Annotated in this window: 12 protein-coding genes; 3 read left to right on the top strand and 9 right to left on the bottom strand. The window is 29.7% G+C overall.

Going from position 1 to position 17,198, the window contains the following annotated elements; all coding sequences use genetic code 11:
* The first annotated feature begins 600 nt into the window (after positions 1-600).
* A complete protein-coding gene (rbr, locus tag I6U48_RS03535) occupies positions 601-1,134 on the top strand; it encodes a rubrerythrin (RefSeq protein WP_218319026.1) in 534 nt (177 codons plus the stop codon).
* A gap of 273 nt (positions 1,135-1,407) precedes the next feature.
* Here rbr and I6U48_RS03530 read toward each other — a convergent pair whose 3' ends face one another.
* From I6U48_RS03530 to I6U48_RS03505, 6 genes are all read right to left on the bottom strand, one after another.
* Positions 1,408-2,664 carry an Nramp family divalent metal transporter gene (locus I6U48_RS03530; protein WP_218319025.1) on the bottom strand — a complete coding sequence of 419 codons (1,257 nt, stop codon included), beginning with the start codon at positions 2,662-2,664 and terminating at the stop codon, positions 1,408-1,410.
* Positions 2,665-2,717: 53 nt separating this feature from the next.
* Positions 2,718-5,222 carry a methyl-accepting chemotaxis protein gene (locus I6U48_RS03525; RefSeq protein ID WP_218319024.1) on the bottom strand — a complete coding sequence of 835 codons (2,505 nt, stop codon included), beginning with the start codon at positions 5,220-5,222 and terminating at the stop codon, positions 2,718-2,720.
* Positions 5,223-5,646: 424 nt separating this feature from the next.
* On the bottom strand, positions 5,647-6,618 hold the full coding sequence (locus tag I6U48_RS03520) for a methyl-accepting chemotaxis protein (RefSeq protein WP_218319023.1): 972 nt from the start codon (positions 6,616-6,618) through the stop codon (positions 5,647-5,649).
* Positions 6,619-6,640: 22 nt separating this feature from the next.
* Positions 6,641-7,672, bottom strand: coding sequence for an FIST signal transduction protein (locus I6U48_RS03515; RefSeq protein WP_218319022.1), 1,032 nt, complete (start codon positions 7,670-7,672; stop codon positions 6,641-6,643).
* 435 nt (positions 7,673-8,107) lie between these two features.
* Positions 8,108-8,257 carry a hypothetical protein gene (locus tag I6U48_RS03510; RefSeq protein WP_218319021.1) on the bottom strand — a complete coding sequence of 50 codons (150 nt, stop codon included), beginning with the start codon at positions 8,255-8,257 and terminating at the stop codon, positions 8,108-8,110.
* A gap of 562 nt (positions 8,258-8,819) precedes the next feature.
* On the bottom strand, positions 8,820-11,351 hold the full coding sequence (locus I6U48_RS03505; protein ID WP_218319020.1) for an FAD-dependent oxidoreductase: 2,532 nt from the start codon (positions 11,349-11,351) through the stop codon (positions 8,820-8,822).
* A 418-nt stretch (positions 11,352-11,769) separates the two neighbouring features.
* On the opposite strand from I6U48_RS03505, the gene I6U48_RS03500 reads away from it, so the two are divergent.
* Positions 11,770-11,928, top strand: a complete 159-nt coding sequence (locus tag I6U48_RS03500) for a DUF1540 domain-containing protein (protein WP_218319019.1) — start codon at positions 11,770-11,772, stop codon at positions 11,926-11,928.
* Between the two features lie 327 nt (positions 11,929-12,255).
* Here the strand turns inward: I6U48_RS03500 and I6U48_RS03495 are convergent, their stop codons facing one another.
* The 3 genes from I6U48_RS03495 to I6U48_RS03485 form a co-directional block, all read right to left on the bottom strand.
* A complete protein-coding gene (locus I6U48_RS03495) occupies positions 12,256-12,582 on the bottom strand; it encodes a DUF192 domain-containing protein (RefSeq protein WP_218319018.1) in 327 nt (108 codons plus the stop codon).
* A gap of 184 nt (positions 12,583-12,766) precedes the next feature.
* The gene (locus I6U48_RS03490) at positions 12,767-13,441 is read right to left on the bottom strand and encodes a response regulator (protein WP_218319017.1); all 675 of its coding nucleotides are present in this window, start codon (positions 13,439-13,441) and stop codon (positions 12,767-12,769) included.
* Positions 13,422-14,603, bottom strand: coding sequence for a sensor histidine kinase (locus tag I6U48_RS03485; protein ID WP_218319016.1), 1,182 nt, complete (start codon positions 14,601-14,603; stop codon positions 13,422-13,424). Before I6U48_RS03485 ends, I6U48_RS03490 begins: the two co-directional genes overlap by 20 nt.
* 384 nt (positions 14,604-14,987) lie before the next feature.
* Here I6U48_RS03485 and I6U48_RS03480 point away from each other — a divergent pair, with 384 nt between their 5' ends.
* Complete coding sequence (locus I6U48_RS03480; RefSeq protein WP_218319015.1) at positions 14,988-16,982, top strand: methyl-accepting chemotaxis protein; 1,995 nt, start codon at positions 14,988-14,990, stop codon at positions 16,980-16,982.
* Positions 16,983-17,198: the final 216 nt, after the last annotated feature.

Genomic DNA, 17,198 nt, shown 5'->3' with positions numbered 1-17,198 from the left:
ATTGTCTGTCGCACTATAGACATCCACAGCCGACACTTAACTTATGCTCCAGAATATATTGGCATTCTTCCGGCACCATAAATACTTTTGACAAGTCTAAAGTATTTAAATGTACCTTCCAGAATGTCAATATATACCTAGTTAAGTGTCTAGTGTGCTTCTTTATATAGGGTTTAAGACCAGAAAATTAATTTATACGCAGGGATATGTTTCCAAAGCTGAAGGCACATATAAAAACTTTTTAATCAATCTTAACGAAGTATTTTAGAAAGTCTTAGGACTGTTGATATGTTTGAGGTACGAGTTTATCAATGGTTCTTAGACTTTCAAAATACTGAGCTTTAGATTGATAAAAAGTTTTTATCGTGTTGAAGCTTGGAAACATATGCCGGAGTGTAAGTTAATTTTCGGCCGTGCAACCCTATAGAAGAGTGTGATAAAATCCATTTTATACATCAAAAGATGGGCAATAAAAAAGTCCAATGCATTAATATTTAAGGATTTAATTAATGTAAAATTTTGTTTAATCACACTCCTCCTATAAATGCATCAAATAAAAATAAATTTATAAATTAATATATTAAAACTGGAGGGTTTGAAATGGAACTTAAAGGAAGCAAAACCGAAAAAAATTTATTATCTGCATTTGCAGGAGAATCTCAAGCAAGAAATAAATATACATATTTCTCTTCTACTGCTAAAAAAGAAGGATATGAGCAGATAAGTGAAATATTTAGATTAACAGCAGATAATGAAAAAGAACATGCAAAAATCTGGTTTAAACTTCTAAATGGTATAGGAAACACTGAAGAAAATCTTAAAGCTGCTGCTGGTGGCGAACATTATGAATGGACAGAAATGTACAAAGAATTTGCCGAAGAAGCTAAACAAGAGGGATTTACAGATATAGCTAGATTATTTACTCTTGTAGCTGAAATTGAAAAACATCACGAAGAAAGATATCTTGAACTTTTGAAAAATCTTCAAGAAAGCAAAGTTTTCAATAAAGATGAGAATAAAACTTGGATATGTCGTAACTGTGGATATATTCATACAGGTGATGAGGCTCCTGAACTATGTCCTGTATGTTCACATCCTAAGGCATACTTTGAGGTTGAAGCAAAAAATTGGTAGGATTATAAATGATACAGGTAACCATGGTTGAAAGTAAACTTATGCTCTGGTAGATGTTACCAAGCTTCAGCACGATAACATCTACCTGCGTATAAGTTTACTTTCTGGTGTAGGTATCTATATAATCTTTAACTTTAATAGCCAATTTATACAGTTAACTAAGTTTAGTAAATTCAACAATTTTGTTAAGTAAATAAGTTAGAAAAAATATAGTTTATTTACAAAAGGCCTATATCTTAATTTTACAGTGTAATTTAAGATATAGGCTTTTTGTTATACGTTTAATAATAGCATTATATTTAAAGCGGTTATTATAACTGCAATTATTCCTAAAACTATTTTTAAAAACATACTATTGGAGTATTTACCCATTACCTCTTTAGATGAAGTTAAATATATTTGCAGAAATACTGTAATAGGTAATTGTATGCTTAAAAACATTTGTGAATAAATCAGACCTTTGAAGGGATCTGTTATAAAAAATATAATTAAAATTGAAATAATTAGAGTTACTCCAACTCCCATTCTGGTGTGTGAGTCATTTATATCGTAGGGCTCTTTATATATACCAGCAAAGATACTTCCTGATGCCATCCCTGCAGTTATTGTAGAGGAAACACCGGCAAGTAACAAAGCAATTGCAAATATTACTGCTGCCCATCTACCAAGCAATGGTTCTAGCATTTGTTTTGCTTGGCTAAGATCTGTTACTGTTATCTTATTAGAGAAAAAGGTTGCTGCTGCAATCAATACCATCGCACTATTAATTGCCCATCCTATTATCATTGAAAATAAGGTATCTGCAAATTCATATTTTAATTGCTTTTCAATTATTGCTTCATCCTTTAAATTCCACTGTCTACTTTGTATTATTTCCGAATGAAGAAATAAATTATGTGGCATAACCACAGCACCAATAACACTCATTATTATGGGCATAGAACCTTTGGGAAAGCTTGGCATAAACCAACTCACCACAGCCTTCCCCCACTGCACGTTAACTAGTGCAAGTTCAATAATAAAGGAAATTCCTATAATGGAGACAAAGCCAATTATCCACTTTTCAAGTTTTTTATAAGAATTAGTAAACAGCATCCACATAATTAATACTAAAGTCATTACACTGCCAAGCTTTATTGGTATTTTGAATAACATATTAAGAGCTATTGCTGCACCAAGTATTTCTGCCATTGCAGTTGAAGCAGCTGCAAGTATTGCTGTTATCAGAATACTTCTGCTTAAGCATGGTTTTAAATAAATTGATGCTGCCTCAGATAGACAATATCCCGTGGCTATTCCTAGATGTGCTGCATTATGTTGTAATATAATAAGCATTATGGTGGAAAGTGTAATAGTGAATAAAAGTTCATATCCATAAGTTGATCCAGCCATAAGGTTAGATGCCCAGTTACCAGGATCGATAAATCCAACAGTAACTATTAGCCCTGGCCCTATATATTTAATGAAATCTAATGCCATAAATTGAGGTCTATGTCCCTCAATAGATAATATCTTATTCTTGTTCACCATCGTCCACCACCTTTAGTTTAACATTTTTTGTAATTATATTTTTTATATTACATTTAGTATTTATCAAATTCTATATCATTTAAATTTATCCTTGTTTTAATTGAAGTCGCTGCTGTTTCTTTATAAGCCCTGTCATTCTTTTTACCATAAAATTTATTATTTGTGTAATATTTAACTTGATCTTTTAATAAACTTATATTTCTATTTTTAAGTTTAAATTTATTTACCATGTCTTTAAGAAATTCTGCTTGCCCAGACAATTCCTCACTGGCCGCTGCACTTTCTTCTGCAGTAGCTGAATTATTTTGTACAACTTTCGACACTTGTTCAATTCCCAAATTCATCTGTAAAATACCTGTCGCTTGTTCATTACATGCGGCAGCTATTTCTGATACTATAGTTGCTGCTTTTGAAACACCATCAACTATTTCATACAATGCTTTCGCTGTTTCATTTGCAATATCCATTCCATTTTCTGATTTTTTTATAGAGCCTTCTATAAGTGCTGTTGTTTCCTTGGCTGCATTTGAACTTCTCTCTGCAAGGTTTCTAACTTCTTCTGCTACCACAGCAAATCCTTTTCCATGCTGCCCTGCTCTCGCCGCTTCGACCGCAGCATTTAATGCAAGTATATTAGTTTGAAAAGCTATTTCATCTATTACTTTTATTATTTTTGAAATATTAGTAGAGGATTCACTTATTTCTCCCATAGCTTTAAGCATTTCACTCATATATCTATTTCCCTCTTCTGCATTTTCTTTAACTTTAAGCGCAAGTTCATTAGCCTTATTTGCATTGACTGAATTTTCTTTAGTTTGCGCCGCTAATTCAGTTGCTGAAGAAGTCAATTCTTCTATAGATGCTGCCTGTTCAGTAGCTCCTTGTGAAAGTGCCTGACTTCCATCTGCTACTTGATTTGAACCTGTGGAAACCTGCTCTGCTGCATTGTTTATCTCCCCTAGAACCTCATTTAGTGAATCTACTATTGTATTTAATGAACTTGAAATATTTTTAAAATCGCCTTTAAAATCATTTACATAGTTAATATCTAGATTGCCACTAGAAATATGTCCTATGACCTCAGAGATTTCTCCAACAACATACCTTAAATCTCTGGTAGTGCTGTTAACTCCCTGCATCAATATGCCAAATTCACCTTTATAACCTTCTTTAACCTGTACATCTAAGTTTCCTTGAGAAATTTTGTTCATAGTTATAGTAACTTCTTTAATAGGTGTTACAACCGCTTCAACTAATTCATTTACTCCGTTGACTAATTCTTTCCATCCACCAGAGAATGCTTTCGAATCTCCTCTTGTGTCAAGTTCTCCATCTTTTGCCGCATTTATTAATTTATTTGTTTCATTTAATAGTCCATTCATTATATCTATACAATTATTTAAGTTATTCTTTGTTTCATTAAAATCTCCTTGATATGTGTCTGTTATTTTGGGCGGTATATCACCTTTGCTTATTCTATTTACATATTCTGCAGTTACATTTATTGGCCCTATCACTGAATCTAAAGTATGATTTACGCCTTTCACTATCTTTCTAAATTCTCCATCATGTTTTGACGCATCAGCTCTTGTACTTAACTTTCCTTCTATAGCAGCTTTTGATAACATATTGACATCTGCTACTAATAATCTTATAGCTTCTATCATCCTTATCATGGCTGGTGTAATTTCATCTTTTTCATTCTTCAATTCTATATTCATACTTACATCACCTAAGGATATCTTGTCCATAATTCCAACTACTTTATTTTGAAGTTCATCTGCAAATAAATCCATTGTTTTAGCCATTTGACCTATTTCATCTTTTGTTTTTATGTTTAACCTTTCTCCAAGATGGCCCTTACTCATTTCTTGAAGCATATAAGCTACTTTTTTTAAAGGCTTAACAATTAATCCTGAAATATATAAACCTATTAATACAGACAAAATCATACCAACTAGAATAACTGCTATCATTATTTCTATTGTTCTATTTGTCATTAAAGTATTTGTATCCGATTTTGTTTTTGCAGCCACAGTCTTAGTAGAAAGTATTTTTTCAATAGCGTCCTGTTCAACCTTTGATGCTTTACCAACTTCCCCCTCAGAACTAATCATTGCATAAGCCTCTGCACTTTTATTTGCTTTTGCAAGTTCCATTACTTTATCAAGTTTTGAGACATAATCAGCTTTTGCTACCTTAAAAACCTCAAAATCTTGCCTCATTTCATTTAATAAAACAGTTTTTTCAAAAGAATCAGACAATTTTTCTATGTTTGCTTTCCTTTGTTCTATTTCTTTTATATGTATTTCAATTTCATTAGGTGAATGTGTCGCTAGTAAATCCCTAACAGCAACTCTTAAACTCTGAAATTCAGTTGATATTTCTCCCATTTGGACTGCAGGTACTGTCATATTTTCATATAATTCAGTATCTGATTTATTAATAGATTGCATATTATGAATCGAATAAATTCCGACTACTCCAAATATTAATGAAATTAACATGAAACCTAATATTAATTTAATGCTAATCCTTAAATTAGAAAATCCCCTCATTCTTCATCCCTCCATTTTTTGATATTTTCCTCTTAAATATACTAAATTCCTATATTAACTGCCTCATTATGATATTCTACATTGAAATTTAAAATCCTTTATAATTAATTTATTTAATTCATTAAAATTTTATTCAAATGCTATATGTTATTGCAAAAACAGTCTATGTCTCAATTTAATTGTATCATTAATAATATAATATTATTTTTGACATCTAAAAATAGCAAACTAGTAAATAAAATGTTTTAGGAAGTAAAATTACAAGAACTTATTGAAGAGTTTACTATAAGAAATACCAGAGAGTAAAAACTACGTAAAAAACTTTAAGACATGTCTATATTTTTGACATGTCTTTTAAAATATATTATAAAATTTCAAATATTTCTCCATGTTCTGCTTTAACTTTTTCTTATGGATAAATATTTTATTCCTCTTGAAGAAGCCTAATTTGATTAAGATTATTCAATATATATATATAGCAATCAGCCTTTTTTTGTATGCTAAAAATCAACTCTTCAAGATTTTCATTTTCTTTTTGGGATTTGCTTACAAGATTAGTCAATGTAGAACTTATCTCTTTAATTCCTTCTAAATTTTGATTTTGAGAATCCTTTACTTTTTCTACATGCTTATGAACTTCTGCTTCAGCACTAAATATTTTATCTAAAAACATTTCGGAGTTTCTAACAAGTTCATTAGTTGTTGATATTACTGTAGATCCTTTACTTGATTTATCGCTTAACAAATTCATTGTATTAGTCATTTTTTTCAAAGACTCCATAATATCCTTTGTGTTTTTTTGTGCATCAATTGAAAGCTTTTTTATTTCATTTGCAACTACTGTAAACCCCTTACCTGATTCACCAACCCTTGCGGCTTCAATAGCTGCATTTAATGAAAGTAAATTTGTTTGATTTGCAATATTTGTAATAACATTTGCAAAACTTCCGATATTATTATAGTGAGTTTGCATTTCTGTAAATAATTGAAAAAACTCATTAAATACTTCTGATACATTAAAAATTTGTTTTACTAAATTTAAAAAATCATTTTTAGTATTTTCTATCTCAGTAAATGATCTATCTAAACTTAAAATCACTTCATCTACAAGCTCTTTCGTCTTCTCGCTATTTTGAGACAAAAGACTTAAATATTCATTTACTTTCGCTGTTTGTTCTGTTGTGTATTCTGTACCATCAAGTAGTTCTGTTAGGCCGTGTGTCATGTTACCTTCTTCCTTTAATAGCTTTTGAGCATTATTTTCAATTTGATTGCTTAAATCAATAATTTCCTTCAAATATATAAAACATTTTTCAGTACTTTTTTCTTTTTTAGAGATTAAATTTTCTTCTATAGCTTTCTTAGTTTTTCCATTTTCATTAAATAACTTCAACATTTATTCCCACACCTCCTAGATTCTATTCAACTAATAACATTACCATAGTTTGATTTGCATGATTTTTATAAAATTGTTCACCATAGCTGATAAATCCTGAAGTATTATTACAAAATTTAATGAGTTCTCTGTCTATAGCTGGCCAAAGTCTCTCATCCTGGAATTTTAAACTTCTCAAAATACAGTTTATAACAAAAGTAAAGCTTGGCTTAAATGGAGTATTATTTAAAGTGTTTTTAATCTCTTTCACTGGATCTATTGCCTGCAAAAGTTGTACAAAACTATTAGATACAAGCTGACAATAAAAGGTAATAGATTTATCTGCATTTACTTTCATAGGAGAAGCAATATAAATGTCTGATTCATATATTTTTCCCAAAGGATTATTTATAAAAAATTTTGGCAATTCAGACTCCTCAATACCTAATACTCTTGCATACTCTGTACTGGCAGGTCTATTATTAAATGTCTTTACAGTTCTATTAATAACATTCGCTTCGGTTATTAAGAGCCTAGTACCAGTCTGAACATATATATTCTCTCTAACTATATGAGTTCTATTTTTTAAATCAAAAAATATTGCAACACTATGAACTCTATTTGATCCAATATATATCAATGTTTCTTTAAATTTCAAATTATCTCCAGCACTGCCTCCAATTATTTTAAACTTATCATGCATAAAATAAAAAGTAGTAATTATTCCTTCTTCCATTCCAGTCAACCCATCACATAATAAAAGTGCAAATGCATTTTTATTATTTTCTACTTTTTTATAAGCATCTTTTAACTTGTCTATACTTTTGATAGGTGGATATAGTATTTCAACAACCTCACCATCATTTAGGTCATATTCAAAGCCTGTTATTGCTCCATTTTTATAACCTTTAGTGGTATATTCTCCAGCTGTAGAACATAGCACAACATTTTGTAAAACAACTGTTGATAATTCCTTTACATTTTCAACAGTTGTACATATGACAAATCCTTTTTCTATACTTGATTTAGTATAGTTAACCACCTCTTGAATATTATTAAAATCAATAGCTCTCATAAAAATCCCTCCTTAATTTTAATCTAAATAAGAAGTTTAGCATTTCACATAATAAAAAAGTATATTAATATATCTCCATCATTGACACGTATGCTCACACATTTTGTTGGCGCATTAACATGCATTATGTACTCATAATCAGTAGCATCTTTAAGTACTGATGCTGCAGAAATGTGATCTGAATGTGTATTGGTAAATTCAATATAGCATAAATTTTCAAAATAAACAATGTATTCCGAAAATTTGCACTATATTTTTCAATTTTTACAATTAATAAATACATTTATTTATACGAAGTCATTATACATAAATTTCAATATTATTATAATAGAATTTCTAAAGATTTTACTCCGAAAAAATTAAATTTCACTTTTTATATAAAAACTATTAATAAAATAAGAAAGCTCTAAGACTATACCCTTAGAGCTTCCTTAACTATTTTTTAATACTTATAAATACTACTTCACTACAGTTTTTACATATCAATATTAAGGTTCCGTCATCACAACTTTTAAATTCATATCCTTCAATTGGCTTATCTGTTTTTATATCTTCTACATTACCGCACTTACAAATTAATTTCATATAACTCCCCCTAGCAAAATGCTTATTTGCTATATCACAATATAGTTTTCGGTCCAATTCTATAACTGGACTTATTTTCAAACATTTTCTCAACTAAAAATAAATGCTTGAACTTCATACCAGAAATTTTATAGTGTAATTTGAGATATGGGCTTTTGTTATAGTTCTGATAATAACATTAGTTCAAAGTTGCTGTTATAGATACCCACGGCCGAAAGTAAACTTGTACGCAAGGATATATTGACATTCTGGAAGACACATTTAAATACTTTTGTTATAAGTCTTAGCGAAGTATTTTAAAAAATCTTAGGATCATTTATATGTCTTAGGTACGAGTTTATAAGTCGTTCTTAGATTTTCAAAATACTGAGCTTTAAACTTGTCAAAAGTAGTTATTGTTCTAAAAAAATGCCAATATATCCTGGAGCATAAGTTAAGTGTCGGTCGTGAACATCTATATAACTGTAATTATTCCTATAACTATTTTTAAAAGTATACTATTAAAATATTTGCCCATTTTTAACAAAATCTAACACTATGAATTGGTATTTAATAATAATTTTTAAAACATATCTTTAAACAACTTATTTTCTTTAACATTTTGTGTTACTTTAGCTAAAGAACTTGTATCTCCAATTAGAATAGCACCGCATAAACGATTATTTGAAAAATAATATTTTGTATACGTCTTTTTTGCCGAATCTTTAAATTCTACTGTTTTATATTGAGCATTAGGATTTTTTCCATTATCTCCAATAGCATACAATGAAGTATTTGCTCCATTAAAGGTTAAAGCTGCATCTACAGTCTCATAGGATAACTTTTCTCCGGCTGCATTAGCACCTGCTACTTTTCCCATTTCTAAAGCTTGTGGCCAAATTCCATAATTTATTCCATTATATTCTGCACAATCTCCACATGCAAAAATATCTGAAACATTGGTTTCCATTTTTTCATTTACAATAATAGCTCTATTAGTATTGATTCCAGCCTCTTGTGCTATTTTAGAATTAGGAGAAATACCACAAGATATTATAACTAAATCCGCTTCAATAACTTCTTCTCCATTAATTCTTACTCCTGTAACTGAGTTTTCGCCTTCTATTTCATCAATTTTTACACCCAGCCTTACTTCAATTCCCGTTTCTTTAACTAATTTTTCAAGAAACTTTCCGCCTTCATAATCTAATTGACGTCCCATTAGCTTGTCAGCCATTTCCAATACAGTAACTTTGCATTTTAATTTTGACAATTCCCAAGCTGCCTCAAGACCAAGTACACCACCACCAATTACAACTGCCTTTTTTGTTTTAGATAAAAGTTCTCTAATTTTATCAACATCAGAAATACGTCTAACCGCAACAATTTCTCTCTTTTCTTTACCTTTAATTGGTGGAATAAAACTTTCAGCCCCTAACGCATATATGCATTTATCATATTTGATTATATCTCCATCATCAAAAATAATTTCTTTTTCTTTAACATTAATCTTTAATATTTTCTTACCCAAAATATTTTTTATATTATTTTCTTTATACCAAGCTTCGTCATGAACTGCAATTTGCGTTGCATCAAATTTAGCTATCATAGATTTTGTTAACATTGGACGATTATATCCTAATACCTCTTCATTTGAGACTAAAATTATGGTACAACTATCATTTCTTTCTCTTATAGCTGTTGCTGCACTTATTCCTGCTGCACCATTTCCAAGAATTACAAAAGTCTCATTTGTATTGTTTTTATAATCTGTATCGCTCACTTCAACAGGAATAAAGTTTTCTTTTCCTACACCACAAACCGGACAAATTTCGAGGGTAGAATCAAATATTTCTCCACATACTAAACACTTAACCAACGTTCTTTTAGCAGAGTTTTTCTTTGGATTTTCCTTATTTTGAAGTACACAACCGAAATTGTAGCCATAATCATAAGCTTCTGTTAACTCAGCATTACTTGGCTTAAATTTAACACAGAATCCATCGTCAATAACCTTCATTTTGAGTTGCTTCAATCTTTCTATAATATGCGGAACACCTTCTCCACTCCATCCGTAGCTTCCAAAAGCACTAGCAAATTTCCCCCCATGAGTTTTGGCAAACATTTTTATAGTCAAATCCCAAATTGGTTCTAGCGCTTCTCCAACAATAGTAGGTGTACCAAATAAAATACCATCAGCAAATCCTAGTTCAAGAGCAACCTTTTCTTTATCCGCTTCCACCATATCATAAGCTCTTACATCTATATCTCCACTATCTTTTATGCCTTCAGCTATTTTATCTGCCAATTCCTTTGTATATCCATAAGCACTAACATAAGGTATAATTACTGTCTTTTTTGGATTTGGATTAACTACAGTACACCAATTTTTATAAAGTCCTATGATTTCATCTATCCTACAATCTAATACAGGACCATGGCCTGTACATATCATATCTAATTGTAAATTTTCGATTCGTTTTAAAGCATTAACCATAAATGGATTTTTAAAAGGTCCAATAATACAATCAAAATAATATTTAGTAGCTCTTAAATACCCTTCGTTATCTTTAACCTTACTTAGTATAACGTCATCTGAACTATAATGTGAACCAAAAGAATCACAAGTAACTAATATATTATCTTCTTGAATATATGTATACATAGTATCTGGCCAATGTAGATTAGGTAATATCATAAACCTTAGGGTCTTATCTCCAAGAGATAAAGTTTGATTTTCTTTTACTATAACACTGTAAAAATCACGGTTTACTATATTCTTTAAAAACTGTACTGCACCTTGAGAACCAATAATCTTTATACCTGGATTCATTTCAATAAGTTTTTCTATGCTTCCTGCATGGTCTGGCTCTGTATGATTCACTACAATATAATCAATATCCTTAATATCAACTAATTTATTTAGAGATTTTATATATTCATCAAAAAATTTCACTTTTACCGTTTCAAATAAAATTGTATTTTCACTTGTTTTAAGCAGATAGGAATTATATGAAGTCCCAAATTCTGTTTGCATAACAATATCAAATACTCTTAAATTGGCATCCTGTACTCCAACCCAATAAAAATTCCTTTTTAATTCTAAAGTTTCCATTTGCTCTCCTCCTCTTTATCATTTTCTTCATATTTCTCAATAACAGAAATATTTTTTAAAGGTATCACCTCTTATCTGATATTAACCTATATTAGTTTTATTCATTTCTAAAATTTCCGAATAATTAAATTATACCTTTTTTAATCCTAATTTAAAAGATTTTTAGATAAAAATGTCCATCATCTATAATATCTTCATCCAACTCTCAAAATTGAATCTTTCGCTGTATCGTTCCTTGTAAATTATTATATCGTCCTGATAATGGTGCTTATTTGTAATATATTGAATGTATTTGAAAAATATATTTTCCTTATGTACCAGCTTAAATTTAATTGATATGTTAAATTATAGATGTATAATCACCGTTAATAAGTACAAAATAATCATGTACCTATTAATTTCTAAGGAGGATATGAATATGAAGCATAATTCAAGCATAGGTTGTTCAGTGTCAGAATGTAATTTTCATTGTAAAGATGATAACTATTGTACTTTAGACAAAATTGAAGTAGTAAAACATTCTCAAACTGCAAACACTGTTGAATGTACAGATTGTGGAAGTTTCAAGAAGAGTTAGTTAAAACTCAACAGGGCTGTTTCACTAAGAATAAACATTACAATATATCGCGTTTATAATTGATTTACAAAGCAATATATGTATATATATTTCTTGATGAAACAGCCCCTTATTAATTTTTTATCCTATTCACTTCTCAATTCAGTCAATGAAAGACACTCGATTAATTCTCTTTACTTATATAAAATCATTTTCAATAGGAAAAAGCATTAATATCTATAGTTTATCCGCCTTTGAAATTCAAAGGGGCTGCCGCACTTAGGTAAATACGGCAGAAAGTAAACTTATTCTGCTTTGATTATCTTAAGTGCGACAGCCCTTTTTTCATCAAATGACAATATTGCTGCCTACCTCAAAGTTCTTAAATATCCCAGCTTTCCCCTGTATGACCATCTTTGAGTGCCTTACTGGCATTACAATTTTTCCTGGTTGTAAATTCTCAATTTTTTTAATTATCTCCATATCTTCATTAATAAACAATACATCAATAGGAAAATTCATAAAGAAAGTATGTATGCATCTACAATTTTTAATTATAATAGCTTCATAATGCGGTTCTTCACGAAACATATACCTCACAAATCTTTTTATAAAAGTATCTGCCACTAATACATCTGATACCATCTCTGATTGCTTTACTAAAACTGTAAGCATAAAATCACCTCTTAATAAATATTTTCCTTTCTAAAAATTTATCTAACTTTATTTTTGGAATTTAAAATCGAAATCACAAAGATTTATTATATTTTTGTCGTAAAAATTTTTATATTATAATTATAGACTTTTATAGCAAAATATCACAGATTCTAAAGGTCATAAAAAATAGGGACTAAAGTCCCTATTTTTCAAATTTCGATTCATAATACTCATCAATATTATTATTTATAGCAAAAATTGTAGCCTGAACTCGATCACATGCATTAATTTTCTTAAATAAACTTGTTGCATAATTCTTTATTGTTTTCTCTGACAAATATAATTTTTCTCCAATTTCTTTATTGCTGAATCCTTTGGAAATATTGGCCAATACTTGAACTTCTCTTTTTGATAAGCTATTTAAAATACTAACAATATTTTTATTTTTACCTTTTATATCTGAAAAAAGCAGAGACACCAAAGATTTATCAATATATTTCTCTCCTTTATACACCATTCTGATGGCATCTACAATTTCTATTCCAGCAGATTCCTTAAGTATATATCCATCTGCTCCGATATCTATAGCTGAATGAATAGTCTTTCTATCATTTTCAACTGTGAGCATAATAACTTTAATACCTTTTTCTTGCTCCTTTATTACTTGAAGAGCCTCAATCCCATTCATACATGGCATATTGAAATCTAATACAACTACATCTGGTTTACTAATCTTCAACATATTAACTACTTCTTCTCCATTTTCAGACTCGCCAACAATATCCAAGTCCTCTTCAAAACTTATAATTCTTCTTAATCCCTGCCTAATGAGATCATGATCATCTGCAATTAATATTCTAATTATTTTTCTTTTCATCTTTAAACACCTCTCGATTAACAGGAAGTTCAACATTATATACTGTTCCTGATTCCTGTGAGGACTTAATTTTAATTTTTCCTTGTAGCTGATTCACTCTATCAAATATTCCAATAAGTCCATAGGATCCCCCCTGTGCTCTTACTTTTTTCAAAGTTTCTTCTACATTAAACCCAATACCATCATCAGATATAATAAGGGTCAAATATTTTGTTCCAAAATCCAGCTTAACCTGTGCACATTTTGCCTTTGAATGTTTCTTAATATTGTTAAAAGCTTCTTGAATAATTCGATATACAGCAACTTGAATAATAGGCTCTATTTCTGAGCGTATAGATTTTAATTTTAATTGTAGCTCAATATTAGTTTCTTTTACAATGCTTCTTATAGTTTGCTCAATAGCCTCATTCAAATCTAATTCTTCTAAAGACATTGGTCTTAAATCAAAAATAATGTTTCTAACTTCCTTTAAGGCTGATTTTACGTTTTCTTTTAACTCTTCTAAATCCTTAAGCCCTTCGTCTAAATTCTTCTGAATAACCATTTTACATATATCAACTTTCATAATAGCACTTGCCATATGTTGTGCTGGACCATCATGAATATCCCTTGCTATTCTTTCTCTTTCATTTTCCTGGGCTTCTAATACTTTTATACCAATAAACATTTCAGCCCTTTTGTCCACATCCTCTAAAATAGAAAGAATATTTCCTTCTAAATAATTCAACGCAATTCCCATTCGATTAATTATTTTCTCCGCATTTTCTATGTTTTCCATTGATTTTTTTAATGATATCTCTAGCTGCAACCTTCTTTTCCTTAGCATCTTCTCTTCATTTACCTTAGTCATAAATTTCGCCCTAATATCTGACGCTTCCTGATATGCAGCTTTAATCTTATTTTCATCATATATACTAAAGTTTTTAGAAACATCTACTAATATTCTTCTCATTAGCTTGTCTTTTTTCTCTAGCATATCTACTTCTTTAATTGTCTTATCAATATCACATCTAACTTGCGACAATTCAAATATTAAGTTTTCTTGTTCACTTCTTACATTATCAACTATATTAAGAATCTGTTCTCTACTTAAACCTATTTCATCTATTATTTTATTGATTATTTCATTAATATTACTAACATTTTTGTTCGTATTATTCATGTTAAATCTTACCTCTATTCCAAATTATATAAATGTAAAAGAACTGAGTTACATAAATAGTATTGCCTCCAAATCTTACTAATAGCTAACATCAATAAAGTACTTTCATAAAATCTTGTCCTACTTAATATATACTCAATTATAACGTATTTTTAATTTTTCATCAAAATAATGTTAATTGTTAGTTTCAATTTTTACAGACAAAAATTACTGGAATTGTGTCAATAAAAAGGTTATAATGTAAATAAATACTCACTCCTATTATAATATAAATTTTTACTTAATATTCTTTTAAAATATTTCAATTACATCTTTGATTATTTTTTTTAAAATATCAAAAATGTAAATAATAACAAAATACTGCAATCAGAAATGGGGGACGTTATGAAAAGTCTAAAATCGAAATTAATAGTTTTTTTAGGTTTATTAATAGGAGCCATATGTATAGGTTTAAGTTTTGCGTCGTTTATTAATTCAACAAAGGCACTAGAATCAAATTTAAGTGAAACTCTTCCTAAAATAGCAGAGCAAACAGCAAGTAGCGTTCAGGGGAAACTCGAAGGACAATTGAGTACATTAGAGTCTATTTCAGCAAGAACTGAGATAAAAGACCCTAACAATCCATGGGAAAAAAAGTTACCAATTCTTATTGAAGAAAATAAAAGAATTGGTGGACTTAAGCTGGGAATTGCAGATAGGGACGGAAATGCTAAAAATATGGATGGGACAGATGCTAATATTAAGGATAGAAAATACTTTCAAGAAGCTATATCCGGTAAAAGTTGTGTTTCAGATCCAATGGCAAGTAAGCTTGATGGATCTATTGTAGTTTTCTATGCAGTTCCTATAAAAAACAACAATGAAGTTGTAGGTGTATTAATCGAAACAAGCGATGGTAATAAATTAAGTGAATTAACTAATCAGGTTAAAGTCGGAAAAACAGGTTATGCATTTATGATAAAAAAAGATGGGGCAACCATTGCTCATCCTAATAAAGATTTTGTTTTAAAAATGGATAATTCAATTGAAAATGCAAAAAAAGACGCCAGTTTACATGATTTAGCTGAAATTGAAAAGAAAATGGTAGCAGGAGAAACGGGAATAGGCCAATATATATTTAACGGAACAGTTAAATATGTAGGCTATGCTCCAGTTAAAGGAACTGAATGGTTTGTGGCAATTGTGGTAATAAAAGGTGAGGTATTGTCTCAATTAAGTTCTTTAAAGATTTCCTCTATAGTATTTTCTATATTGTTCATGTTAATTGGAATGGTCATAATTTATATTATTGCTAATAATATCTCCAAAGGAATAAAATCAACTTCAAAACATCTTGGATTATTAGCAGAAGGAAATCTGTGCGAGGAGGTCTCTCCTAAATACCTTCAGCTAAAGGACGAGATTGGAGAGATGACTAAATCGATGAAAGTGATGCAGGAATCATTAAAGGGAATGATCAATCGAATAAAAGAAAATTCTTTAAATATTAATGAACAATCAGAAAATTTATCCTCAGTTGCAGAGGAAATAGCTAGCTCTTCACAAAATGTTACAGAAGCAATAAATGAAATTGCCAAAGGGACAAGTTCTCAGTCTGAGGATATAATAAATGTAATAGATATTCTTAATGAATTTAGTAATAAGTTATCTGGAATAATTAACGAAATAAAAGTTATAGACTCAAATTCCAGAGAAATTAACTTGATGGCAAAAGATAGCAGTAAAGAAATGGGTAACTTAAATCAATCAGTAACAAAGGTAAGCAGCTCATTTAAGGAATTTAATAATAAGATCATTGGTCTTGGAAAAGATGTAAAGGAAATAAATGAAATCACTGATATTATAAATAGTATTGCAGAACAAACAAATCTATTAGCATTAAATGCTGCTATTGAAGCGGCTAGAGCGGGAGAAGCAGGAAAAGGATTTGCAGTAGTGGCAGATGAAATAAGAAAACTTGCTGAGCAATCCCAAGTATCCTCAGAAGAAATTAGCAGATTGATCAATGAAATAGCTAATAGTACTAATGTTATAGTTGAAGATTCTGTTGAAATGGATAATGAGCTAATAAATCAAGTTAAGATTATCGACAATTCAGTAGCATCCTTTAAGAAAATTATAGAAGCAGTAAATGAAGTAATTCCTAAAATTGAAACAGTTAAAAACTCTGCTGAGAATATAGAAAAGGATAAGGAAACTATTTTAAGTAGAGTAGATGGAGTATCTTCGGTTTCACTTGAAGTTTCAGCATCTTCAGAAGAAATTTCAGCATCTTCAGAGGAAATGAGCGCTTCTACAGGAGAAATAGCTACATCATCACAAACCCTTAGTACTATGACGAAGGAAATGCTTGAGGAAGTAAATAAATTTAAAATCTAATTATAAAGAATTTTTTATGATAAAATGGGGCTATTACACTATATAGATAATCACACCAGACACTTAACTTATACGCAGGGATATATTTACATTCTGGAAGACACATTTAAATACTTTAGACTTGTCAAAAGTATTTATCGTGCTGGAAGAATGTAAATATATCCCGGAGCATAAGTTAACTGTCGGCCGTGGATGTCTATAGATGCAACAGACAAT

The sequence above is a fragment of the Clostridium thailandense genome (assembly GCF_019207025.1).
GTDB classification, from domain to species: domain Bacteria; phylum Bacillota; class Clostridia; order Clostridiales; family Clostridiaceae; genus Clostridium_AM; species Clostridium_AM thailandense.
Note: the sequence above shows the minus strand (reverse complement) of the source record. Positions and strands in the feature narration are given on the sequence as shown.